Origin of the sequence: Bradyrhizobium sp. I71 (assembly GCF_022354745.1) — a bacterium.
GTDB lineage: Bacteria > Pseudomonadota > Alphaproteobacteria > Rhizobiales > Xanthobacteraceae > Bradyrhizobium > Bradyrhizobium liaoningense.
Map to the genome: position 1 here is coordinate 5,573,686 of NZ_CP059398.1, position 23,236 is coordinate 5,596,921.

At 64.0% G+C, this 23,236-nt stretch carries 26 protein-coding genes and 1 pseudogene; 12 read left to right on the plus strand and 15 right to left on the minus strand.

The features are described 5' to 3' along the window. Positions 1-150 precede the first annotated feature (150 nt). Both FJV43_RS26870 and FJV43_RS26875 read left to right on the plus strand, forming a co-directional pair. Complete coding sequence (locus FJV43_RS26870) at positions 151-972, plus strand: universal stress protein (RefSeq protein WP_239622045.1); 822 nt, start codon at positions 151-153, stop codon at positions 970-972. 25 nt (positions 973-997) lie between these two features. Continuing rightward, the gene (locus FJV43_RS26875; protein ID WP_239622046.1) at positions 998-1,180 is read left to right on the plus strand and encodes a hypothetical protein; all 183 of its coding nucleotides are present in this window, start codon (positions 998-1,000) and stop codon (positions 1,178-1,180) included. Positions 1,181-1,547: 367 nt separating this feature from the next. On the opposite strand, the gene ppsA is transcribed toward FJV43_RS26875, so the two are convergent. From ppsA to FJV43_RS26895, 4 genes are all read right to left on the minus strand, one after another. Further along, on the minus strand, positions 1,548-3,968 hold the full coding sequence (gene ppsA, locus FJV43_RS26880) for a phosphoenolpyruvate synthase (protein WP_239622047.1): 2,421 nt from the start codon (positions 3,966-3,968) through the stop codon (positions 1,548-1,550). Positions 3,969-4,114: 146 nt separating this feature from the next. Further along, positions 4,115-5,056, minus strand: a complete 942-nt coding sequence (locus FJV43_RS26885; RefSeq protein WP_239622048.1) for a 1-phosphofructokinase family hexose kinase — start codon at positions 5,054-5,056, stop codon at positions 4,115-4,117. Further along, positions 5,053-5,304 carry a family 1 glycosylhydrolase gene (locus FJV43_RS26890; protein WP_345946103.1) on the minus strand — a complete coding sequence of 84 codons (252 nt, stop codon included), beginning with the start codon at positions 5,302-5,304 and terminating at the stop codon, positions 5,053-5,055. The genes FJV43_RS26885 and FJV43_RS26890 overlap by 4 nt, the downstream gene beginning before the upstream one ends. Before the next feature lie 35 nt (positions 5,305-5,339). Then, complete coding sequence (locus FJV43_RS26895; RefSeq protein ID WP_239622049.1) at positions 5,340-5,570, minus strand: hypothetical protein; 231 nt, start codon at positions 5,568-5,570, stop codon at positions 5,340-5,342. 48 nt (positions 5,571-5,618) lie between these two features. Between FJV43_RS26895 and FJV43_RS26900 the strand changes: the two genes are divergently transcribed. After that, positions 5,619-6,377 carry a CBS domain-containing protein gene (locus FJV43_RS26900; RefSeq protein WP_239622050.1) on the plus strand — a complete coding sequence of 253 codons (759 nt, stop codon included), beginning with the start codon at positions 5,619-5,621 and terminating at the stop codon, positions 6,375-6,377. Positions 6,378-6,427: 50 nt separating this feature from the next. On the opposite strand, the gene FJV43_RS26905 is transcribed toward FJV43_RS26900, so the two are convergent. From FJV43_RS26905 to FJV43_RS26925, 5 genes are all read right to left on the minus strand, one after another. Next, positions 6,428-6,592, minus strand: a complete 165-nt coding sequence (locus FJV43_RS26905) for a hypothetical protein (protein WP_239622051.1) — start codon at positions 6,590-6,592, stop codon at positions 6,428-6,430. A 29-nt stretch (positions 6,593-6,621) separates the two neighbouring features. Beyond that, positions 6,622-6,822 carry a hypothetical protein gene (locus tag FJV43_RS26910; RefSeq protein ID WP_239622052.1) on the minus strand — a complete coding sequence of 67 codons (201 nt, stop codon included), beginning with the start codon at positions 6,820-6,822 and terminating at the stop codon, positions 6,622-6,624. 257 nt (positions 6,823-7,079) lie between these two features. Further along, the gene (locus tag FJV43_RS26915) at positions 7,080-7,259 is read right to left on the minus strand and encodes a hypothetical protein (RefSeq protein WP_239622053.1); all 180 of its coding nucleotides are present in this window, start codon (positions 7,257-7,259) and stop codon (positions 7,080-7,082) included. Positions 7,260-7,282: 23 nt separating this feature from the next. After that, the gene (locus tag FJV43_RS26920; RefSeq protein ID WP_239622054.1) at positions 7,283-8,005 is read right to left on the minus strand and encodes a CBS domain-containing protein; all 723 of its coding nucleotides are present in this window, start codon (positions 8,003-8,005) and stop codon (positions 7,283-7,285) included. A gap of 77 nt (positions 8,006-8,082) precedes the next feature. Further along, entirely contained in the window at positions 8,083-8,604 is a 522-nt protein-coding gene (locus tag FJV43_RS26925) for an Hsp20/alpha crystallin family protein (RefSeq protein WP_239622055.1), read from the minus strand. Positions 8,605-8,916: 312 nt separating this feature from the next. Between FJV43_RS26925 and FJV43_RS26930 the strand changes: the two genes are divergently transcribed. The 4 genes and pseudogenes from FJV43_RS26930 to ftsH all read left to right on the plus strand — a co-directional run bounded on the left by FJV43_RS26930 (position 8,917) and on the right by ftsH (position 14,055). Beyond that, the gene (locus FJV43_RS26930; RefSeq protein ID WP_239622056.1) at positions 8,917-10,152 is read left to right on the plus strand and encodes an efflux RND transporter periplasmic adaptor subunit; all 1,236 of its coding nucleotides are present in this window, start codon (positions 8,917-8,919) and stop codon (positions 10,150-10,152) included. After that, the gene (locus FJV43_RS26935; RefSeq protein WP_239622057.1) at positions 10,149-11,375 is read left to right on the plus strand and encodes an FtsX-like permease family protein; all 1,227 of its coding nucleotides are present in this window, start codon (positions 10,149-10,151) and stop codon (positions 11,373-11,375) included. Before FJV43_RS26930 ends, FJV43_RS26935 begins: the two co-directional genes overlap by 4 nt. After that, entirely contained in the window at positions 11,368-12,054 is a 687-nt protein-coding gene (locus FJV43_RS26940) for an ABC transporter ATP-binding protein (RefSeq protein ID WP_239622058.1), read from the plus strand. The genes FJV43_RS26935 and FJV43_RS26940 overlap by 8 nt, the downstream gene beginning before the upstream one ends. 155 nt (positions 12,055-12,209) lie before the next feature. Continuing rightward, positions 12,210-14,055 (plus strand): annotated as a pseudogene (ftsH, locus tag FJV43_RS26945) (ATP-dependent zinc metalloprotease FtsH). Positions 14,056-14,119: 64 nt separating this feature from the next. On the opposite strand, the gene FJV43_RS26950 reads toward ftsH, so the two are convergent. Then, a complete protein-coding gene (locus FJV43_RS26950; protein WP_239622059.1) occupies positions 14,120-14,458 on the minus strand; it encodes a hypothetical protein in 339 nt (112 codons plus the stop codon). Positions 14,459-14,805: 347 nt separating this feature from the next. On the opposite strand from FJV43_RS26950, the gene FJV43_RS26955 reads away from it, so the two are divergent. Together FJV43_RS26955 and FJV43_RS26960 are read left to right on the plus strand one after the other, a co-directional pair. Then, positions 14,806-15,024 (plus strand): hypothetical protein, encoded by a 219-nt coding sequence (locus FJV43_RS26955; RefSeq protein WP_239622060.1) that lies wholly within the window; start codon positions 14,806-14,808, stop codon positions 15,022-15,024. 201 nt (positions 15,025-15,225) lie between these two features. Further along, complete coding sequence (locus FJV43_RS26960; RefSeq protein ID WP_239622061.1) at positions 15,226-15,423, plus strand: hypothetical protein; 198 nt, start codon at positions 15,226-15,228, stop codon at positions 15,421-15,423. An 87-nt stretch (positions 15,424-15,510) separates the two neighbouring features. On the opposite strand, the gene mgtA is transcribed toward FJV43_RS26960, so the two are convergent. The 4 genes from mgtA to FJV43_RS26980 all read right to left on the minus strand — a co-directional run bounded on the left by mgtA (position 15,511) and on the right by FJV43_RS26980 (position 19,812). Then, positions 15,511-18,051, minus strand: a complete 2,541-nt coding sequence (gene mgtA / locus FJV43_RS26965) for a magnesium-translocating P-type ATPase (protein WP_239622062.1) — start codon at positions 18,049-18,051, stop codon at positions 15,511-15,513. A 190-nt stretch (positions 18,052-18,241) separates the two neighbouring features. Beyond that, positions 18,242-18,448, minus strand: a complete 207-nt coding sequence (locus tag FJV43_RS26970) for a hypothetical protein (RefSeq protein ID WP_239622063.1) — start codon at positions 18,446-18,448, stop codon at positions 18,242-18,244. Positions 18,449-18,595: 147 nt separating this feature from the next. Further along, positions 18,596-18,955, minus strand: a complete 360-nt coding sequence (locus FJV43_RS26975; protein ID WP_239622064.1) for a hypothetical protein — start codon at positions 18,953-18,955, stop codon at positions 18,596-18,598. Between the two features lie 578 nt (positions 18,956-19,533). Next, positions 19,534-19,812 carry a hypothetical protein gene (locus FJV43_RS26980; protein WP_239622065.1) on the minus strand — a complete coding sequence of 93 codons (279 nt, stop codon included), beginning with the start codon at positions 19,810-19,812 and terminating at the stop codon, positions 19,534-19,536. Positions 19,813-20,469: 657 nt separating this feature from the next. On the opposite strand from FJV43_RS26980, the gene FJV43_RS26985 reads away from it, so the two are divergent. After that, positions 20,470-20,691, plus strand: a complete 222-nt coding sequence (locus FJV43_RS26985) for a hypothetical protein (protein ID WP_239622066.1) — start codon at positions 20,470-20,472, stop codon at positions 20,689-20,691. A 47-nt stretch (positions 20,692-20,738) separates the two neighbouring features. On the opposite strand, the gene FJV43_RS26990 is transcribed toward FJV43_RS26985, so the two are convergent. Then, a complete protein-coding gene (locus FJV43_RS26990; RefSeq protein ID WP_239622067.1) occupies positions 20,739-21,023 on the minus strand; it encodes a hypothetical protein in 285 nt (94 codons plus the stop codon). Positions 21,024-21,166: 143 nt separating this feature from the next. Here FJV43_RS26990 and FJV43_RS26995 point away from each other — a divergent pair, with 143 nt between their 5' ends. Further along, the gene (locus tag FJV43_RS26995; RefSeq protein WP_061878327.1) at positions 21,167-21,529 is read left to right on the plus strand and encodes a copper resistance CopC family protein; all 363 of its coding nucleotides are present in this window, start codon (positions 21,167-21,169) and stop codon (positions 21,527-21,529) included. A 7-nt stretch (positions 21,530-21,536) separates the two neighbouring features. Then, positions 21,537-23,192, plus strand: a complete 1,656-nt coding sequence (locus FJV43_RS27000; protein ID WP_239622068.1) for a CopD family protein — start codon at positions 21,537-21,539, stop codon at positions 23,190-23,192. Positions 23,193-23,236: the final 44 nt, after the last annotated feature.

The following is a 23,236-nucleotide window of genomic DNA, read 5'->3' on the forward strand; positions in this document are numbered from 1 at the left end:
CTCGAGCGGGAGCTGGTTCTCGGCATCTTGCCGCCTTTCGTGCCGAAGGGATTGATCGGGACCAGGGAGCGGGTGGACCGCTTGATTTGCGTCAACGGGACGATTGGGAAACGCGGGATAAAGGTTCCATTCGAGCAATGGAGCAATGACATGTCTCTTGCCAGCGTCATGGTCTACGTCGATGCCGAGCAGCAGGACGAAGGGCAGATTGCCGTCGCCGAGGCGGTCGCGAACGGCTTTGAAGCCGCCCTGCTCGGCGTCTCGGCCATCGCAATCGATCCACCGTTCGTCGCCGAAGGCGTGATCATCGAACAGACGAGTGCGGAGGATCTCGAGCGCATACGCGCAACGTTGTCGGACAAGGAGGCGTGGTTCAGGCGCATCGTTCGCCTGCCGCATGAAAAGGTGGAATGGCGCTGGACGATCGGTTTCCCGACCGAGTTCCTGGTCGAGCAGTCCAGGGCGGCGGATCTCGTCGTGGTGAGGCGCAGCCAGCTGAAGCCGAACTACTCCCGCCACCTCGATGCGGCGGGAGCGATGTTGCGGCTGGGCCGTCCGATCCTCTCGGTGCCGGACGGCGTCACCCGATTTTCGGGCGATCGGATCGTGGTCGGCTGGAAGGATGCCCGGGAGTCGCGCCTGGCCGTTCGGGACGCGCTGCCATTTCTGACCCGGGCCTCGCAGGTCACGGTCGCCGAAATCTGCACGTCGAGCGAACAGGATGCGGCGCGAGACCGGGTGCGGGACGTGACCAGATATCTTCAGCGTCACGGCGTGAGCTGCCAGCACGAGGTGCGCGTGCATACGGCGGAGCCTGACGCGGGCTACCTCGTTCGGCTGGCCGCCGATGTCGGCGCCGACCTCATCGTGACCGGAGGCTACGGGCACAGCCGGTTGGGCGAGTGGGTTTTCGGCGGCATGACGCAGAGCCTTCTGCGGCACGCGCCGGTCTGCCTGCTGATGTCGCACTGACGTCCACGTCCCAGGAGAGTGTGCAATGGACCAGGATGGCCAGGCGGCGAAGAAGGGCGCGGCCGAGCGAAAGGCGGAGGTCCCCGCGCCGGATCGGAGCGCGCCGGTGCTGGAGACCAGGCCGGCCGACCGCGCGATCAGGGATGCCCTCGAGGACGACGAGGTGCGTGAGGCGCTTGGCGTACATCGCAGGAACAAGCGCTGCTAAGGCGCGATGCGATCAGGATGAATCGTCATCGCGCTTTGGGCTGTTGTTTTAAGTTTTAAATCGGAATGGCTTTAGGTTGAATCGATTGCGGCGGCGGCTCGTTCACCTCTCCCGCTTGCGGGAGAGGTCGGCGCGTCCGGGCGAAGCGAAGCTTCGTCCCGTGCGCCGGGTGAGGGCTTTCTCCTCTTGGGGATTGTCCCATTGCGGAAACACCCTCTCCCCGACCCTCTCCCGCAAGCGGGAGAGGGAGTGCACCTTCGTTTGTAGCAATCCAACCTGATCCCATCACGCTTTAGCGTGATCTTCGCGCAAACGCGTTCCGCGTTTGTCGTGAGGGAAAACGCTGCGCACTTTTCCGGATCATGCTTTAGCCCACAGCCCGCCGGCCTTCCCCACTGTCGCGCTCTGCGGTGCGGACGATCTCGATGGTCCGCAACACGCTCGACGGATTCACGCTGATCGAATCGATCCCGAGCTCAGCCAGGTATTTCGCGATCTCCGGATAGTTGGCGGGAGCCTCGCCACAGATGCCGACGTGGCGCCGGTTGCGCTTGGCGCCAAGCACGGCCATCGACAGCATCTGCAGCATGCCGGGATCGCGCTCGTCGAAGTCGAAGGCGACGATCTCGGAGTCCCGGTCGACGCCGAGCGTCAGCTGGGTGAGGTCATTGGAGCCGATGGAGAAGCCGTCGAACAATTGCGCGAACTGGTCGATCAGGATGACGTTGTTCGGGATCTCGCACATCATGAATATCTCCAGGCCGCTCTCGCCTCGCTTGAGGCCATGACTTGCCATGGCTGCAATGACCTTGCGCGCCTCCTCGACACGCCGGCAGAACGGAATCATGATCTTGAGATTGGTGAGGCCCATCGCCTCGCGCACCCGCTTCAATGCAGCGCATTCCAGCGCAAAACCCTGCGCATAGGCAGGGTGCGCGTAGCGCGCGGCGCCCCGAAAGCCGAGCATCGGGTTCTCCTCGTGAGGTTCGAAATCGGCGCCGCCGAGGAGGTTCGCATATTCATTGGTCTTGAAGTCGGAGAGGCGCACGATCACCGGCCGGGGATAGAATGCCGCGGCGATGGTGCCGACGCCCTCCGAAAGCCGCTCGACGAAGAATTCGGACGGTTGCTTGTGGCGTGCGGTCAGCAGCTTGATCTTCCGCCGGTCCCGCGCTGAGGTCACCTTGTCGGGGCAGGCGAGCGCCATCGGATGGATTCCGATATGCTGGTTGATGATGAATTCCATGCGCGCGAGGCCAACGCCATCGCTCGGCAGGGATGCGGTCTTGAACGCGACCTCGGGATTGCCGAGGTTCACCATGATTTCGGTGCGCGGCTTCTGCACGCTTTCGGCCGCGGTCCGTTCGACCTCGTATGGCAGGGTCCCCTCGAAGACGTGGCCGATATCACCTTCCGCGCAGGATACCGTCACCGCCACGCCCGTCTTGGCTCTCTTGCTGAAACCGCCTGTTCCGACCACCGCGGGCACCCCGAGCTCGCGTGCGATGATGGCGGCATGGCAGGTCCGGCCGCCATGATCGGTCACGATCGCGGCGGCGAGCTTCATGACGGGCTCCCAGTCCGGGCGCGTGGCCGTCGCGACAAGCACCTCGCCCGGACGGAATTTCTGGAGATCCCGCTCGTTCCTGATCAGTCGGATGCGTCCTGTCGCGATCTTTTCCCCGACGGCGCGGCCTTCGGCCAGCGCCGTCCCGGACGATTTCAGGACATAGTTCTCGAGCGCCTCCGGCTTCCGCCGCGAGGCGACCGTCTCGGGCCGGGCCTGGATGATGTAGAGCGAACCGTCCTTGCCGTCCTTGGCCCATTCCACGTCCATCGGGGTCGGCTTGCCGGACTTTTGCGAGTAGTGCTTCTCGACGAGCATCGCGCATTCGGCCAGCGTCAGGACTTCGTCGTCATTGATACAGAATTGCCGGCGCGCATTCGCCGGCGTTGCTACGTTCCGGGTCGTATTGTGCCCGCGGCCGTAGACCATCCGCTTTGCCTTCGATCCCAGGCGGCGCGACAGAACCGCGCGGAAGCCGGCATTGAACGTCGGCTTGTGAACGTAGAATTCATCGGGGTCGACGACACCCTGCACGATATTTTCACCGAGTCCGTAGACGCCGGTCACGAATACGACGTCGCGAAACCCGGTCTCGGTATCGAGCGTGAAGGTGACGCCGCTTGCCGCGAGATCCGAGCGGACCATCTTCATCACGGCAACCGACAGCGCGACCTTGAAGTGATCGAAGCCATTGTCGATCCGATAGGAGATCGCACGATCCGTGAACAGTGAAGCAAAGCAGCGGCGGCAGGCCTCCATCAGCCCGTCTGCGCCCCGGATGTTGAGAAAGCTGTCGTGCTGACCGGCAAAGCTTGCGGTCGGAAGGTCCTCGGCCGTGGCCGAGCTGCGGACCGCGACCGCGACGTTGCGTCCGTATTCCTGCTCCAGCTGCCGATACGCCTGTCTGACCTGATGGCGCAGATCCTCCCGGTCGGTCGCCGCGTAAACGATCGCGCGCGCGGCGGCGGCGCGGCGGGCAAGATCGGCGATCCGCCGCTTGTCCAGCCCGGCGAGGAGCCGGCCGAGCTTGTCCCATGCGCCCGCCTCGGTCAGGGCGTCCCGATACGCGGCCGCGGTCAGCGCAAAGCCGTTCGGGACCTTGACGCCCTCCGGCGTCAGCGCCGAATACAATTCGCCCAGGGATGCCGTCTTGCCTCCGACCAGCGGCACGTCGGCGAGACGTATGTCCCTGAACCAGCGAATGTAGCTCGATGCGTCCATCGCGCATTCTCCCGCGCTGCAAATTGGGTCTGAATGGCGACAACTTTCGCGCATCTCCACGCCGTCGGCTTGCGAAAGATCAAGTGCGCAGCACATGCCGCATTGCCGATTGGATGTCGTCGCTCCGGCGCTTCCGACTGGCTCGGTCAAATTGCCGTAGAGAGAATGACCTGCTCGGCGAGACGCTTGATGTCGTCGGGCCGGCAGAGTTCTGTGCCGGGATTGAGCAGGGCGGCGGCGCCGGCGGCGACCGCTTGTCGAAAGCAGTGTTCGAGGCTGGCTCCAGATGCCAGCCCGTAAACCAGCGCGCCGAGAAAACTGTCACCTGCACCAACGGCGCCGACGGGCACGATCGCCAGAGGTTTGGCGCGCCACACGCGGTCGCTCGTCACCAGCGCGGCGCCGAGATGTCCCATCGTAAGCGCGACCATCGCCGCTTTGCCGCTGCGCACCAGCGTTCCGGCGGCGGCTTCCCATTCGGCGGAATCAGACGGCTCGTGGCCGACCAGCTCGCGCATCTCCCGCAGGTTCGGCTTGACCAGTTCGACCCCTTCCGCCACCGCAGCAACAAGGGCCTGACCCGAGGTATCAAGAATCATCTTGGCGCCGCGCTGTTTGACGATCCTGGCGACCCTTGCATAGAAGTCGTCGGGCACCCCTGCCGGCAGGCTTCCGCTGGCAACCACGAAGCTGGGAAACGGCTGCAGCGCCGACAGCAGGGCAAGGCATCTCTGCCATTCGTCCTCGGCAAGAGGCGGCCCTGGCAGGATGAAGCGATAGGGCTGGCCCGTGCCGATCTCGCGGACGAAGAAGTCTTGCCGGGTCTCGCCCGCGATCGGAAAGGTCAGGCTTTCGACGCCCCCCTTGTCCAGCAGTTGACGCAGCAGGCCTCCCGTGAGGCCGCCCACCGGATACAGCGCGGTGGCATTGCCGCCGAGGCGCTTGACCACGCGCGCAACGTTGATGCCGCCGCCGCCGGGATCGCGACGCTGCCCGATGCCGCGCAGCTTGGCAACAGGAACGATCCTGTCCACCGCTGTCGACACGTCGACCGCCGGATTGGGCGTGATCGTGAGAATCCCGCTCATCGGCCTAGCTGGGGACCGTGGAGGCGGCCCTCGCGCCGGGCGTTTCCGTCACGTCGTCGAGCCCCCGCACGGTCTGTGGCAATCTGCGATCTTCGCGCCGACCGGATGAGATCCGAGTACCAGTTCGCCGACGCTTTCGGGGTTCGCTTCTGCGTGGCAAAATCGACATGAACGAGACCGAAGCGTTGCGGATTCGCTGCCGGCACGCGCGTCTGAGGTGGAGGAGCGGCTCGGTCTGTCGTCGTCATGTGCCTGCCTTGCGATGGCGCAGTTCAGATCGTGTTTAGTCCACAATGCTGCTCTTTCCCCTTCCTGGCTTGACCGAGATCAACCGCCGGGCAAGCAACGCGCGAGTGGAGCGGGACGGGTTCTGGCGCAGCGGGCCGGCTCTCAACATTTCGAGATACGCCGCGACCTCGTCGATCTGGTACTCCGCGAGCTGCGGGTTCGGGATCGCCTGGTCAGGTCCGAGCCTGCGGTACTCGATCGCGGCCGGGCGGTTGATCTCGATCAAGACCCTGTTGGGGGCGGCAACTACCTGTGAGTTCTCTGGAGTTAAGACATGCGCGCGCACCAGATCATGTCCCGGCGGGTGATGACTATTCGGCCCGAGGCTTCCATCGCCGATGCCATCAGGGTCATGCTCGCTCACCACATCAGTGGACTGCCGGTCACGGATGCGGCGGGAAAGCTCGTTGGCATCATTTGCGAAAGCGATTTCCTCAGGCGGGCGGAGCTCGAAACCGAGCACAAGCGTAGCCGGCTGCTGACCGTCCTGCTCGGAACCGACCGAATCGCGCGCGAATTCATCAAGGAGCACGGGCGCAAGGTCGAGCAGGTGATGACGCGAGATCCGGCGACGACCAAGGAGGATACTCCCCTCGAGGAGATTGCCGATCTGATGGAGCGTCGAGACCTCAACCACGTTCCGGTGATGCGCAACGATCGCGTCGTCGGCATCATCACACGGTCCGACTTCCTGTCCGCCGTTGCCGGTCCGCTGACCGGCGCACCCGGCTATTCGGAAGACGACAATCAGATCCGCCGTACGGTCCTTGCGGCCATGGCCGGGATGCCCTGGCAGCCCGTCGGCTTGAACGTGAGCGTCAGGGATGGCGTGGTGACGCTGCACGGCGTCGTCAAGGGCGACAACGCCCGCCGGGCGGCGATCGTGGCCTGCGAGAACGCTCCAGGCGTTCGCGGCGTCGATGACCGCCTGTGCCTTCAGTCGACCAGCGCCGATCCGGAGGACGATTACGGCGGCGGTGACTTCGTCTCGCTGCAGGCAGAGCCATCCACGCGCGATGACGAACCATTGTGACGATCGTCCCTGACGCCGCGGTCTCGCGACGGGCGACCGCGTGGATCGACCTAGTCCTCCGCCACGGGACGGGTGAAATCGGGATTCCCAGTCCGGCCGGGTGTCGAACGCACCGATTGCTTGGCAGATCTGGCCATCGACGAAAAATAGAGCGCGAGTTCGAGGATGCCATACATCGCGAATATCATCAGCGCCTTGATTGCTTCGTTGGTCATCTGAATATCCTCCAACAGCCCGATCTCGACTAGCGTTGGGCTATTTCGGTCAGTGCGTGCATCGGACGTGCCTGGTGAACGGCCAGAGTCTTCGCCTTCTGCAAGCTCAATTCGGGCTGGGCCAAGTGCACGGTCAGCGTGGTCGCTACGACGGCGATGCCGGCCAGCAATCCGGTAACGGCCACTTTCAGATGCGTTGTCCTGTCCGCAGTGTAGATCGAGTGGTTCATTTGCAGGCGCCTCGCCGGTGCGTGCTGACAAACCCTTACTAGCGGATAAACTGTCCGGCCGAAATTTGGGAGCTTCACCTAAGGTGATGTCCGGAGCCACACGGCGAACACCTGCACTCCCGGAGTACCGGCCCACCGCGTTACCTTTGCTGTGCCTTGCCGGTGCCATCGGGCGGCTTCGCGCATCGGTTCGGCAGGAGCGGGCGAGCCGGTCGGCGGTGGCTTCAGGGGCCCCGGCCACCGTGTCGCGTCGGCAGCTAGCGCGGGGCCTGTCGGTCCCGCCCGGTATAGGCTGCGACCAGCCCGACCAGGGCAGTCACGAGCAACATGGTCACGATTGTCTGGATCAAGCCGAAGTTCAGCGCGTCACGTGCCACGAACAGCGCCGTGATCGGCGCTGCTATGGCGAAGAGAATCCGAACGAACCATCCGAGCATGGCAGCCTCGATTTGCAGGGAGTTCAGCCGGCGGCCTTCATGTCTTCGGGCGATTCCACATAGAACCCGCTATAGGTGTCGACGAAGCAGAGATGGTCGTGAACTTCCTTGACCCCGGCGGTGCTCTCGGCGGCAACGATTGCGGCCCGACGCGCCTCGTCGGTGGTGACGAGGCCGTGCAGATGCACGACGCCATTGCGGACATTCACCTCGAAGCCGATCGGACGCCAGTCCGTGGCGTTGACCGCGCGCGTGATGCGCTCGCGAACGTGCTCGTCATCGGCGGTCGGATCGGGAATTTCGTGCAAGAGGCTCGCCACGGCCTGCAGCAGGTTCGACCTCGTGACGATCCCGACGAGCGTCTTGCCCCGCATCACGGGGACGCGCTTGATGTCGTTCTTCTCCATCAGGTCGACCAGTTCGGCCAGATCCGTGTCTTCCTCCACCGCGACGACCTGCTTCGTCATCACGTCCTCGACCTTGCGGCCTCGCTCGTGAACGAACTCGGCGGCCGCGCGTCCTGGTCCCATGAAGAACTTCAGCCAGGCGGCGTGCCTGCGGCCGGTGCCGATCTCGCTACGGCGGAGGAAGTCGCTTTCCGAGACCACGCCGACGAGATTGCCGACATCGTCGATGACGGGCAGGCCGCTGATGTGCATTCGGAGCATGATCTTGGCCGCCTCCTCGATCGTCGTGTGCGGCGTTACGGCAACGACGTCCTTCGTCATGATATGATGCGCGCGCATGGTGTGTCCTCGAATTCGCTGGCGAATGTCCTGGGTGAGGCGAGGCTGCGGCGGCCGCAGCCTCGCGTCGGCGGCCGTCAGGCGGCCTTCACACTGATGGTCTTGGCCGGCTTCTGGGCTTCTTCGGTCTTGGGAAGGACGACCTTGAGCACGCCGTTCTTGAACGTCGCCTCGATCTTGTCGGTGTTGACCCCGTCGGGGAGCGCGAAGTAGCGCTCGAACGAGCCGTAACGGCGCTCGGAGACGTAGTAGTCCTTCTTCTTCTCTTCGGTCTCTTCCTTCTTCTCGCCTTTGATGGTGAGACCTCCGTTGACGAGCTTGACGTCGATGTTCTTCTCGTCGAGGCCGGGAAGCTCAGCCGTGATCTCGTAGGCCTTGTCGCTTTCGGCGACGTCGACGGCCGGCGCATCGAAGTTCTTGGACAGGTCGCGCTCCAGCCGTGCGAGCGAGCGGAACGGCCGTTTCCAGAAGCCGTTGCCGAAATCGTCGAAGATCTGGTCGATTTCGTTTCTCAGCGCCTGGAACGGTTGCCATGCCTCGCCGGCGGCTGCAGGTGCGGTGGATGTCTTGGTGACAGGAAGCTTGGTTTCGGTTGCCATGATCATTGTCTCCATCGAGCTTGACCATCCCGGTCGCCGGAAAGAATAGTCATGGCGCATCGCGTACTGGTTGATTTCGCTCAAACTCGGGAGCATCGCGTGCGAGATCGGGTGTGTCGGCAGGTCATAGGATGATCATGCCTGATGCGGTCCCGGCGCTGGTCAATTCCCATTCCGACGTCGCGCATTTGCTGGCAGCGCGTTGACCTGGCGCAATCTGGAACCGGTGCGGTGCGGTATTCAGTTCGGGGGAATTCGCAACAGCGCAGAGTCATGGACGAGCAAACACTATCTGTTCCCAAGCAGGAGCATATGAGCCGGCTCTCCGCCGCGTCGGCGTGGTCGGGAGTCCTCGCTCACAAATGGTTCGTGCTCGCGATCCTCGTTCTGCTCGCCCTTGGTGCCTGGCAGGGAGTCCGTATCCTGTTCGGACCTGCCGTTGTGGTCGACCAGGTCGCGCGCGGGCGATTGATCGAGACGGTGGTGGCGAGCGGGCATGTCGAGACACCGTACCGCGTCGAGATCGGCAGCCAGATTACCGGCACGGTTGCGGACGTGCTGGTGCAGGAAGGCGAGAAGGTCAGCAAGGGGCAGCCGCTGATCTCGCTGGAGGCACGGGAACTCAAAGCGAGCGTGATCCAGGCGCAGGGGGCGGTAGCCCAGGCCGAAGCCCGGATCAGGCAGCTCGAGGAGCTGACGCTGCCTTCCGCGAAGGAGGCTCTGACACAAGCACAAGCGACGCTTCTGAACGCCCAGCAGACCTATGACCGCACGGCGCAGCTCGAACGCAATGGCTACGCGACGAGGGCGGCCTTGGATGACGCGCAGAAGACGCTCGACGTCGCGCGCGCCGTGAAGCGCGCGGCGGAGTTCCAGGTCTATACGGCAAGCCCCGGCGGCAGCGACTATGTCATGGCGCAGACGCAGCTCAACCAGGCGCGCGCCAATCTGGACACGGCGGACTCCCGCCTGGGCTATGCGACGATCGTGGCCCCTCGCGACGGCGTTCTCATCACCCGGAACGTCGAGCGAGGCACCGTGGTGCAGGCTGGGAAAGCGCTCCTGGTGCTGGCGCCGTCGGGTGACCTGCAGCTGGTCTTGCAGATCGACGAGCGCAATCTCGGCAAGCTCGCGCTCGGACAGAGCGCGCTGGCCTCCGCGGATGCCTACCCGGACCGGCGTTTCGCCGCAAAGGTCTCCTACATCAATCCGGGCATCGACATTTCCCGCGCGACCGTCCAGGTGAAGCTGACGGTGGTGGAGCCATCCGACGACCTGCGCCAGGACATGACCGTCTCGGTCGACATCCAGGTTGCCGCGAAGGACAATGCGAAGGTGCTTCCCGTCCGCTCGGTCCATGACGTTCTCTCCGGACAGCCCTGGGTCCTGACCGTGGAGGGCGGTCGTGCGGTCAAGCGTCCGGTGAAGCTCGGCCTGCGCGGCAACAGCAACATCGAGATCGTCGAGGGGCTCGAAGCCGGTGATGTCGCGATTCCGCAAAGCTCCGGCGTCGTGACCGGGCAGCGCTTGCGGCCCGTCCGGCCATGAATCGCTGGCTTCCATTTGAGTGGATCGCTGCCGTGCGCTTCCTGCGTGAGGGGAGATTGCAGACCGCCTTCATCATCGGCGGCATTTCGATCGGCGTTGGCGTCATTGTCTTCATGTCGGCGATGCTCGCGGGGATGGAGGCGAATTTCATCAAGCGCGTGCTGACCTCGCAGCCTCAGATCCAGCTCCTCACGCCGGATCAGGTCGCGCGCCCTTTGCGCAACGCCGCCGGCGAGATCGAGGACGCGGTGGTGCAGCGGCCGAGCCAGCGGGTGATCTCGATCGACCAGTGGCCGAAGATCCGAGTCCAGATGCTGGCGATGCCCGAAGTCACCGCGGTCTCGCCCACCATCACCGGATCCGCGCTGGCGATCCGCGGCGACGCCAACCGGGCGGTGACGCTGACCGGAATCGAGCCGGACACCTATTTCGACATCGTCAGGGTGCCGGACTACATCGTCGCCGGCAGCGCGCGGCTGACCAGCGAGGACATCATCATCGGCACCGAGCTCGCCAAGAATCTCGGCGCCACCGTGGGCGACAAGCTGAACCTCCAGGCGGCAAGCTCCGCCAACCGGGTGCTGACGATCTCCGGCCTGGTCGATTTCGGCAACAAGGGCGCCAATCAGCGGGTGGCCTTCATCGCACTGCGGACGGGACAGTCTCTGCTCGGCATGATCGGCGGCGTCACCACCATCGACATGACGATCAAGGACATCTACGCGGCCGAAACCATCGCCAAGCGGATCCAGGCCGCGACGGCCGTCGAGGCCGATAGCTGGATCGCCACCAACGCGCAGTTCTACACCGCCGTCCGGGCGCAGATCTACACGAACACCTTGATCCGTGTGTTCGTGGGCCTGTCTGTGGCCTTTGGCATTGCCGCGGTGCTCATCGTGTCGGTGATCCAGCGCTCCAGGGAGATCGGCATCCTCAGGGCAATGGGCACCTCGCGCGGCCAGATCCTGCGGGTGTTCCTGCTCCAGGGTGGTCTGCTCGGCTTTGTCGGCTCGCTGTTCGGCGCGACGATGGGCGCCCTTGCGCTGATCTATTGGCACGCTGTCGCCCGTCAGGCGGATGGAAGCGAGTTCTTTCCGTTGATCCTGGAGCGAAATCTCTTCATCTACACGGCGGTGCTGGCCACGGTCACCGGCCTGTTGGCTGCGACAGCGCCGGCGGTGCGCGCCGCGAAACTCGATCCGGTGGTAGCGATCCGTGGCTGACGAGATCCTGAGGCTCGAGCGCGTCTGCAAGACCTACAATGTGGGCCTGCCATCGGAGGTCGAGGTATTGCACGACATCGATCTCGAACTCGGCCATGGGGAGTTCCTGGCCTTGATGGGTCCGTCAGGCTCCGGCAAGAGCACGCTGCTCAACATCGTCGGTCTGCTCGATCGGCCGACGTCCGGCCGGCTCCTCATCAAGGGGCGCGACACCGGGCTGCTGGACGACAACGAACTCACGCATCTCAGAGGCCACACCATCGGCTTCGTGTTTCAGCATCATTTGCTGATCTCTGCCTTCACCGCGCGCGAAAACATCATGATGCCGATGCTCGCGGATCGCGGATTTCCGAGCGCGGAGATCGCGGCCCGGGCCGATCATCTCCTCGCCGAGGTCGGTCTCGAGAGATTCGGAAACAATCTCGCCAACAACATGTCGGGCGGCCAGCAGCAGCGGGTGGCCGTGGCCAGGGCGCTCGCGATGAATCCGGATCTCGTGCTGGCGGACGAGCCGACCGGCAATCTCGATTCGAAGTCGGCCGATGCCGTCTTCGAACTGATGCGACGGGTCAATCGGGAGAGCGGCACGAGCTTCCTGCTCGTCACACATAATCTGGACCTCGCGCGTCGCTGCGACCGCATCATCGAGGTGGTCGACGGCCGGATTGCGCAGCAGTGAACGCTGGGACTCCGGCGCAAGCGTCGACATGTTCTTTCAGTCCCGTCGAGTTCGCCGGCCCGGCAACGGGGCCACCGCGTTGACCTGAATCAAGCAGAGGCCGCCGCTCCCCCATTACCATTCACAGCGCAGCCGACGGCGATGGGAGAAGCAGAGTGGAGTCCGATCAAGTTTCACGGAAGCAGGCCCTGGTCATGGCCGCCATCTTGGCAGGTGGCCTGCTGCTCGTCGTGCTGCAGTTCGGTCTCACGACGTACAATTCAGTCGAAACCATTCCCTACAGTCAATTCGAGCAGCTGCTGGCGCAGGACAAGCTTGCCGAGGTGTCCGTCGGCTCGGACATGATTCAGGGGAAATTGAAAGAACCGCTTCCGAGCGGCAAGTCCGCATTCATCACCGCGCGCGTCGATATGGCTTTGGCCGAAAAGCTCGCGGCAAAAGGCGTGAGTGTGACCGGTGTCCCCAGTGCCGGCGGGCTGCAGAGCTTGCTGTCCTGGATCTTTCCGGTCATCGCCTTCTTCGTGATCTGGTTCTGGATCGGCCGTCGCATGGGCGGCGGTCAGGGCTTGGGCGGGCTGATGGCGATCGGCAAGTCGCGCGCAAAGGTCTATGTCGAAAAGGACATCAAGGTCACCTTCGCGGACGTAGCCGGAGTGGACGAGGCGAAGTTCGAGCTTCAGGAAGTCGTTTCTTTTCTCAAGGACCCCAAGAGCTATGGCCGCCTGGGGGCGCATGTGCCCAAGGGAATATTGCTGGTCGGACCGCCGGGAACGGGAAAGACGCTGCTGGCCCGCGCCGTGGCGGGAGAGGCCGGCGTTCCGTTCTTCTCGATCTCGGGCTCGGAATTCGTGGAGATGTTCGTTGGTGTCGGCGCAGCGCGCGTCCGGGATCTGTTCGAGCAGGCCCGAAAGGCGGCACCTTGCATCATCTTCGTCGACGAGCTCGACGCGCTGGGACGCAGCCGCGGGCCGCTGTCGTTCGGAGGCTACGACGAGAAGGAGCAGACCCTGAACCAGCTCCTGTCCGAGCTTGACGGCTTTGACCCGAGCGCCGGCGTCATCCTGCTGGCGGCCACCAATCGCCCCGAGATCCTGGATCCCGCGCTGCTGCGCGCGGGCCGGTTCGACCGCCAGGTTCTGGTTGACCGGCCGGACAAGAACGGGCGCGTTGCCATTCTCAAGGTCCATGTCCGCAAGATCCGCATGGGCAACGACGTCGACCTCGACAAGGTGGCGGGACTCACGACCGGCTTTACCGGCGCCGACCTCGCAAACCTCATCAACGAAGCCGCGATCGCCGCGACCAGACGGAGCGGTGAGGAGGTCACGTTCGACGATTTCGTCACGGCGATCGAGCGGATCGTCGCCGGCATCGAGAAGAAGAGCAGGGTGCTCAGCAAGGACGAACGGCGCAGGGTTGCCTATCACGAGATGGGCCATGCCCTCGTCGCGGCCAGCCTGCCCGGCGTCGACCCGGTGCAGAAGGTCTCGATCATTCCGCGCGGGATCGGCGCACTGGGATACACCATCCAGCGTCCGACCGAGGACAGATTCCTGCTGACGATCGAGGAGCTCAAGAACCGCATCGCGGTGCTGATGGGGGGGGCGCGCATCGGAGCGCCTGATCTTCGACGGTGCGATCTCCACCGGCGCCGCCGACGATCTTCAGCGTGCGACCGAAGTCGCGATCGAAATGGTGACCAAGTACGGCATGGACGAGACGGTGGGGCAACGCACCTACGCGCCCAAGCCGCAGGCGTTTCTCGGGGCGGCCCAGGACAAGATCGTCGGGGCTGCCGAGGCAACGGGCCGCGAGATCGATCTCGCCGTCCGCAACCTGATCGAGGAGGGGGACCGCCGTGCCCGGGACATCCTGCAGCGCCGGCGTGGTGACCTGGATGCCGGTGTAGAGCTGTTGATCGCGAACGAAACGGTGACGTCCGAGCAGTTCGCGCCGCTGCTCGGCCAGCGCAGCGAGGAGAGCAAGCCGGTCGCCGCGTGATCGCGGCCCGCATCAACGGCTGCGGCTCGCTTTGCAGGAGCGCGCGTCAAGCCTACCGATGCGATCAAACGCCGCGCGAGTGGATCTTCCGGCGCAGGCGATGACACGTATCTTCCAGGAGAGTTTGAAGATTCTCGACGTTCACCAGCAGCTCTTCTCCGTGCCGCCGTTCGAGCGTCCCGAAAGCCAAACCGTCGCGCTGATGTGCGACGTGTTCTACGCGTTTGCGTCCGGCTGCGGCTCGATTTTCGAAGAACTCGAGTTGCTCCAGATCATGTTCGAGCTCGTCCACCTCGGTGATCAGCATCTTGGTGATCGCGCTCCGGCGGTCAGGCATGAGATCGGCGCCGGTCAACAGCGCGATGTAATGGTCAACATTCGCCCGAGCGATGTAGTGGTGCATGGCACGCTCCCACCCGATAGTACCACCGCAGGGGCAGGCGGGGAAGATAAACCTCTTTGGGCAGGTGGGTCGTTGCGGTATTATAGTAGTTGAAGGCGAAGGCGCAGCCCATCCAGGATGTACATGATCTTCTGGATGGCAATCGAGGTCGCGAAACAGATGTCGCGGCCAATCGGGCTTGATCCGGATCAAGCCCGGGATGCGCGGGCTCATTAATGCTTGGCTTGCGTAACACGACCCCACGGTTACGTCTTCAAGTCGCCGCTGAGTCCATCCCACCGCATCTCGGCGGCTTTTTTTCTGGATGATGATTTCAGCCAAGCTGTGTGGGCTGCGGGAATGAGCCGATGCCAACCTACTACTTCGATATCAAGGACGGCGTGCCCGTCCGGGACAAGTCAGGACTGGAGCTTGTAAGTGATGGTGCCGCCATCGCACACAGCAAGAACCTCGCCGACAAGGTGCGCAGAGAGAAACCGAAAGGCCATCCCGCGCTCCAGATCGTCGTCATCGACGAGAGCGGCCGGGAAGTTCACCGCGAACGAATTTATGGAGACGCGACCTGAGCACCGGTAATGCGATGTGGTGCGGCTCTCTCTGCCTGAGCCGATAGCTGCTCCAGATCGCGGAATTCGGCCGCCTCATTGATTTGGCGCAAAGCCGCAGGCCGTTCGGCTTCTAGCTTAAGTCAAAGCGCCGGGTCGGAGTGCTCGTGTCCCTCGCCCAACAGGTGCTGAACGGAAGGTGCCTGGGAGGGGCGAAGCACCGTGAAGCCGCATCAGATCAAGCAAACCGTATCGTTTCAGGACCGCCTTTCGGCGTGGGCCGAACAGCTCCGTAAGCAGGCCGCCAGGCTGAAGCCCGGCCGCGAGCGGGACGACCTGCGCGCGAAGGTTCGTCAGGCCGACGTCACGGCTCACCTCGACGAATGGATCAACTCTCGCGGTCTTCAGCCGCCAAAGTAGGGTTGCCTTGCTTCCAGCTGGATGCGGGCCAGACGGCGCGCTGTCGCCTTCACGCACGGCGTCGAACCCGTTCGATCGTCTCGAGTGTCAAGGCTCCGGGATTGCGAGGCGCTTGGCGGCGTTCGCCGAGATCAGATAGGCGGCTGCGATGGCAATGATCGCCGCCAGTATTCCTCCGGAAAGCGCGGTAAAGCCGAACAGCCCGCGCCACGGACCAAGCGCAAGCGCCAGCCCGGCGAGAAGGGCGCCGATAGACGTCGCGATCAGGATGTTGTGGGGGCGGTTCGCGCGCCATGGCATGCGGCGAGACCGGATGACGAAGATGACCAGGATCTGGGTGCAGATCGATTCCACGAACCATCCGGTTTGAAACAGTGCTGCATCCGCCTCGAACACCTCGAGGAGAACGACGAAGGTGATCGCATCGAACAGGGAAGACGCCATTCCCATGATGATGGAGAAACGCATGATGCCGGCCATGTTCCACGTTTCGGGCTGGGCCACGTCTTCGCGGTCGACCTCGTCGAACGGGATTCCGATTTCGGAGAGATCGTAGATCAGATTGTTCAGCAGGATCTGCAGCGGCAGCAACGGCAGGAATGGAAGAACGATCGACGCCAGGGCCATCGAAAGCATGTTGCCGAAATTCGAGCTCGTTCCCATTCGGACATATTTCAGGATGTTGGCAAAGGTTCTGCGGCCCTCGCGCACGCCGGCCGCAAGCACTGACAGGTCGGGAGTCACCAGGATCATGTCGGCGGCAGCGCGGGCGACCTCGGTCGCGCCCGTGACGGATATGCCGACATGTGCTGCGTGGATCGCCGGCGCATCATTGACGCCGTCTCCCATGAAACCGACGACGTGATTGCGGCGCCGGAGTGCGACAATGATCCGCCGCTTCTGATCGGGGTCGATCCGGGCAAACAGATCGACGTCATCGACCCGGGCGACGAGCGCGGCATCGGTGAGCTCGGAGATCTCGGCTCCGGTCATGACTCGTCCCGAGGGAAGACCGACCGCTCGCGCGACATGGGAGACCACGGCGTCATGGTCACCCGAGAGGATCTTTATCGTCACGCCGAGCGAGGTGAGCGCTTCAATCGCCGAGGCCGCATCCTGCTTCGGCGGATCGGCGAAGACGCAGAAGCCGAGCATGGTCAGACAGGTCTCGTCACCGACGGCAATCGTCCGTTGCCCAACCGGAATGGACCTGATCGCGACGGCAAGAAGCCGGAAGCCGTCGCGGGCATATCGAGCCTGGATGTCTGCCATTTTCTGTTGCCACGCGGCGTCGAGCGGATGGGCCAGGCCATCGATCTCCACGGCAGCGCAGCGGGCCAGGATGGATTCCGGAGCTCCCTTTGCGATTAGCATGTGCTCGTCGTGCCGTGCGGCGAGAACGGACAAGCACCTCCGCTCGAAGTCGAACGGGACTTCCGAAAGCCGGACCCAGCCGTCCGCGCCATCGCGGCCCGCTGACAGGATCGCGTCGTCGAGAGGACTTCTGACCCCGGCCTGGAACGTGCTGTTCAGGCGCGCGAAGCTCAGGACGCGATCACTGGACCGATCCTGCGGATCGATATGCGACTCCAGCGTGATCCTGGCTTCCGTCAACGTGCCGGTCTTGTCGACGCAAAGCGTGTCCATCGCGCCCAGGTCGTGAATGGCGGACAATCGCTTGACGATGACTTTTCGCCTCGCCATGCGCAGCGCGCCGCGGGCGAGGGTGACCGTCATCACCATGGGCAGCAATTCTGGCGTCAGGCCGACGGCGAGTGCGACGGCGAAGAGGAAGGACTCCATTGCGGGACGATGCGCGACGAGATGAGTCATCAGCACAAAGAGGGTGAGAAAGAGCGTCAGTCGAAGGATCAGCACTCCGAGCCTTCGGACGCCTTCCTCGAGAGCCGTCGGCGGTGCGTCGGCGGCCATTGCCGAGGCGATCGCGCCGAAGCGCGTCCGGCCACCGGTCTTCACGACCAGCATCCTGCCGCTTCCGCCCACGGTGCTGGTGCCTGCGAACAGGGCGTTCGTGGCGTCCGCCGGCAATGCCGCCGCGCAAGGAGCGTCCGTCTTGAAGGCCGGAAACGGCTCGCCCGTCATCAGGGCTTCATTGACATGCAATTCCTGGGCATCGAGGACGATGCCATCGGCCGGTATCAGATCGCCGATGCGGAGCTTCACGACGTCCCCGGGGACGAGAGCCGTCACCGAAACGGTCATGTCCCTGCCGTCCCTGATGACGTCGGCCTGAATGGCGACGGATTCCCGCAACGCTTCGGCCGTCCGCTCGGCGCGATGCTCCTGAACGATATCGAGCGTGATGGACAGGGACAGCACGGCCGCGATGATGGCAAAACTGCCGACGTCGCCGCTCAGCCCGGATACGAGCGCAGCTGCCAGCAGCATCGCAACCAAGGGATTCCAGAGGCGTTGGCCCAGCTTGCGCAGGGCTGACCGGCTTTGGGAGGCGTCAGCGCGGTTTGCTCCGAAGATTGCTTGCCTTCGTTTCGCTTCGGTTTGTGTCAGGCCTTCCGGACCTGAGCCGAGCGCGCGGCAGAGCTCGTCCTTTGGTGTTTGCCAGAACTCGGCAGTAAAAGCTTCCGCCGGAATGGATTGCGCGATCATTGGAAGGGCTCGCCGGTCACTGACATCTGGGCTAGGCGAGGGTAAGAGGCTGCTCGATCCCTGGGTTGACGCAGCTCAATCCGGTTTCGGGGTGACACGGGCTGTGGTCCGTCGGGGAGAGGCGAGCCGCGGCCACGAAAGCCGAGAGCCGCGCGCACCCGACGCCCTGGACCGACCGCGCCTCGCATTCCTAATAGACGGACACAGCACGACCTGCGTCTGCGTGAGAACCATCGTGATGCGGCCGCTCGACGGCGGCGAGGGCGGCCTGCTCGTGCGACAGGCGCCATTCGATGTAGTTGCGCTCGACATCGGTGAGACGCGTCTTCAGCAAGCGGTGATAGCGCTCGATGTTCCTGCTGGGGGCGCGACTGAGCGCAAAGCTGGCTGCCGGCATGTCACCCTCTCGTGCTGATGTTCTGAGCCGGAGCATGATCCGGAAAAGTGTGCAGCGGTTTTCCGAATAGACCATGCTCAATGATGACCTGAAGCGTGATGACGATTCATCCGGATCTCATCGCGCTTCAGGCGCTGCTTCGGCGCATCATTTCTTCCGGCTGTTCGCCGATGGCGAGAATATCTGGTTGGCAGGCGGTTGCCCGCCGGTCGGAACGGCGATGGTCACGAAGCCGCGGCCCATCGCGGTGTGGCAGGCGTTGCAGCCGTCGGTCAGCGCGCGCATGGAAGCGACGAACTTGCGATCATCTCCCGCCGCGATCGCGTCGGCGACCGAGACCAGCGGCTCCCTCATCGTGGTCACGTTGCTGATGGGCACCGCCGGATAGAAGACGGCTGCTTCGGCCAGGCTATTCGTCAGCTGCCTGAGCTCATACGCGGCCAGGTCCCAATTCTTCGCCTTGCCTGCATACCACAGCTTGAGATGCTCAAGCTGCGCCATGCTCATGACCTCGACGAGGCGAGGGACCTCCTGTTTCGCGCTCGCGGACGGCGGAAAGTCGGACTGAGCAATCGCGGATGTGACCGCACCCGCCGAAATCGCGAAAACCACGCACCAATGTTTTAGCGTCATCCGAGCATTCCCTGTCAGCTTCGCCCTTTATTATCAGGCTCCTGTTCCAGGCCCTTGCGCTGAATCAAGCTTTCGCGTTCCCGCCACCGGATCTTGTCAGGAAGAGGCGCAGCGAACAGGGTCGAGAGAAGCAGCGGACGGTCAATTCGAATTTGGTGCCTCGGCGCGAAGCGCCCGAGCGGGATCAATTCAGCCTTCCAAGAAGTCTGCGGATGATCTTCCTCAAATTGTCGGCGTACTCGTCGATGACCTGACGCCTCTCGGCCGATGGCGAAAGCCGACAATCATCGCCTTCATCCGCTGACGGAGTATCCGTCCGGGATCCCCCGCGGATGATGGAGGCAGGGGGCTTTGTCGGCTTCACGGGAATTCTGGCCTCTGGATAGAGCTGCGCGCACTGTTCAGGATAAGAACCAGTTCCATCCGCCTGATCCCTTCCACTCGCGCCGGGCTCAACGCCCCGGGGCCGTCGGATCGCATTTGGGGCAGCATCCGTCGGCGGCTGCTCCGAGCTGGCGGCCAATCTCCGTCCTGAGAGTTTCTTTCTCCCATTTCGTGCCGTCACTTCGGGCCATTCGCTTCACGCGTTCGAAGGCGTGGCTCTCGGCAGCGTCATCTCCGATGCGGACGATCACGTCGCGGTGGAAGGGGCAAACAGTCGTCGCACGGGTCGTCTCCAGTGCGTAGCGCACGACCGCGGTGAGATCGTCGGTGTGAGTGTCGGTAAGCATGTCGGCTCTCCTGATCAGCGTACTCCTTTGCCCGGACGATCCCAAGGGTTCGACGAAAATCGGCCCCGGGCTCCATGGGAGCGCCGAGGCCGATTGTTCGCTTGGTTCTTCCATTCAGGGTCCGAGCCCGTCCAACAAACCCGCGTTGCCGACTTTCGTTCCATCGAACTCTCCGGCGGAGCCGCGCTCCGGCCTGCTCCATGCTCGCGGTTTTCTGTACCTGTCTATGAAGGCGCCGCCCGGAATGCCTGAAAATCCGAACTTCGCTTCCTCCGGCAACGGTACCTCAGCAAGCGTTCCCGATGCCGTCATGACGCTACAATCAGGGTCACCAACATGCCTTGATCCAGCTCAAAGGCGCGATCAGGCGTTCATGTCCCTGAGGTGCCGACGATTGCGCAGCACGATCTCTGATGGAGGTCCAATACGCCAGCGCATCGTGCCCGGACATTTCGGGAGGATTCGTAAGGCAATCTCCTTACGTATGCTTGCGTAAGTCGGCTTGGTCGGAAACGCACGACTGACCGCTCTCGATTGGCGACTTGCGCGCCAGCGCTGCGCGATATCCTCGCCGTTCCCGTGTGGATCCGTCCAGGACAGTTGCCTAAGTATTGGTCCGCAATTTCAATGCCGGCGCGGCGGACGCATATTGTCAACATGGAGCGCAACATCATCTTCAAGTGCCCGCGCACTGGCATGAACGTGCAGCACTGGCTTTCCGGCGCAATCTCCGACGCCGCGGATGCGCACGTCTCCGTCCGATGTCCCGCTTGCGGCTCGCTGCACTTCGTCAACATTGCCACTGGCAAGATGTTGAGCGAAGGGAATCGTCCGGCGTCGAACGACTACAGCTCCAGCCGGTCTTGGCGCCCAGCCTGATCCCTCACATGCTTGACGCGGTGAGAGCCGCGCCCGCGATAACGCCATCACTCCACCGGCCGGAGCGGCCGTTCCGCGTCCGTCGCTGCGCCGTCCGCCGCGCTCACCTTGCGGTGGACGCGATCGTCTCCGATCAAGTCGCACGCCAAGAAGATCACCTCCAACGATGAGATCGCCCAGGTCGGCACCATCTCCGCCAATGGCGACACCGAGATCGGCTGCTTCCTGGCGGACGCCATGCAGAAGGTCGCGTCGACTTCAGCCTCCGTGCTTGGCTCGACGCGTGACTCCCGCATCGGCATTTTGCCGCGGCCGGTGTGTCGCAGCGGCAACAGCCGATCCTTTTCCGCCGATTGTAACCGGCCCGGCGCTCGCGCGCCCTTGGCGAACTGCGCCGCGGTTCCAACATAGGCACGGACCACGCGCCGGGGGGCGGTGCGGTGGCGGGACGGCTGCCGACAGCGAGTGACCAACCATGCGCGTATTCGTTCGAATCGCGATCCTTCTATCCGCCATCTGGTGTCTTGCCGACCCAAATGCAGCCTCGGCACACGCCATCATCGTGTCGTCCTCGCCGGCGGCCGGTGCGACCGTCTCGGGGGACGCCGTCGCGATTAGCCTGCATTTCAACAGCCGGATCGATCGCGCCCGTTCCAAGCTGACGCTGCTGGCGCCGAACGGCGCCACGCAGGCGCTGACGCCCGCGGCCAATGCGCCGGCCGACGAGCTCAAGGCCGAGGCGACGCGGCTTTCCGGCGGCGCATGGCGCCTGCGCTGGCAGGTGCTGAGCGTCGACGGACACATCACGCGCGGCGACATTCCGTTCATCGTTCATTGACCTCGCCTTGTACCTGTTTCTCGACATCTTCGGCTATCTGTCGGTCGTTCTGCGCGGCCTGATCCTGATCGCCCAAGCCTTCACGCTCGGCGGTCTTGCCTTTCAGATGCTGTTGTGGTGGCCGTTGCAGCCGCAGCTGTCGGTGTTCGGTCTCACGATCGAGGAGAAATGCCTGACGGTGTTGAAGGTCAGCGCCTTCGCCTGGGCGCTCCTCACCATCGCTTCGCTGGGTCTCAATGCCGCCGCGCTGGTCGGGACGCTTCAGGTGTCGTGGCGCGAGGCGATCAGTGCCGATTTCGCCCGGGCCGGTCTCATCATTGCGGCGAGCGCATTCGGCCTCGCCATGCTGGCAAATGGACGCGCGCAGGGCCCGCGATCCCTGGCACTCCTCGCGCTTGCGCTGCTCGCGCTCGCGATGCAGACCCGGCTGACCCACGCGGCGAGCCGGCCGGTCCTCAGCTGGCCGCTGCTCCTGTCCGATGCCGGCCACATGCTGGGCGCAGCGATCTGGATCGGCGGGCTTCCCTATTTCCTGATCGCGCTGAACGGCTGCAAGGAGCCCTCCGACTGGCGCCTCATCGCACGGCGCTACTCGCTGATGTCCATGGCCGCAGTCGCGGCCATCGTCGGCGGCGGCCTCCTCATGGCTTTCGATTACATCGGCTCGATCGAGGCGATCTACGGCACCGCCTATGGCGTCATGATCCTCGCCAAGATTGGGTTGCTGCTGATGCTGCTCGCGCTTGGCGCGGGCAATTATCTCTTGGTCGAGCGGCTGCGGCGGGATCCCGCAACGCGGATCCTCCGCCTCAAGCGCTTCGCCGAGGTCGAGGTCGGCATCGGTCTCACCGTTCTGCTCGCGGCTGCGTCGCTGACGTCGCTACCGCCCGGCGTCGATCTGTCGCGCGACCGACTGAGCTGGCAGGAGATCGTCGAGCGCGCCACGCCGCAATGGCCGCCGCGCCTGACCAGCCCGGACTACGACAAGCTGACCATCGCGCAGCTCCAGGCCAGGATCACCCTGGCCGATGCCGGGCGCAGCAGCGCACCGGCCGCCTACGTTCCCGGCGAAGGCACGATCCTGCCGCGCAACGCCGAGGACATCGCCTGGTCCGAGTACAATCATCACTGGGCCGGCGTCTTCGTGGTGCTGATCGGCCTGCTCGCTTTGATCGAGCGTTTTCGCTGGGGCCGCTGGGCGAGGCATTGGCCGCTGCTGTTTCTCGGCATGGCGGCCTTCCTGTTCCTCCGCGCCGACGAGCAGGCCTGGCCGCTCGGGCCGGCCGGATTCTTCGAATCGTTGCGCGATCCCGAGGTGGCGCAGCACCGCATCTTCGTGCTGCTGATCGCAGTATTCGGACTGTTCGAATGGCGCGTGCGGCTGCGCGGCGACAAGGCCGGCCGCGCGGCCTTGGTGTTTCCCCTGACGACCGCGCTCGGCGGCGCGCTCCTGCTCACGCATTCCCATGCCATCGCCAACATCAAGGACCAGCTCCTGATCGAGATGAGCCACACGCCGCTTGCGCTGTGCGGGATCGCCGCGGGCTGGGCGCGGTGGCTCGAATTGCGGCTAGACGGTCGCGTCCGCAGCGTCGCGGCGTGGATCTGGCCGGTCGCCTTCATTCTGGTCGGGTTCGTCCTGCTGGACTACCGCGAGGCCTGAGCGCCGGCGCCATCTTGCCGCGGCAATCATTCCCTGTAATCTGA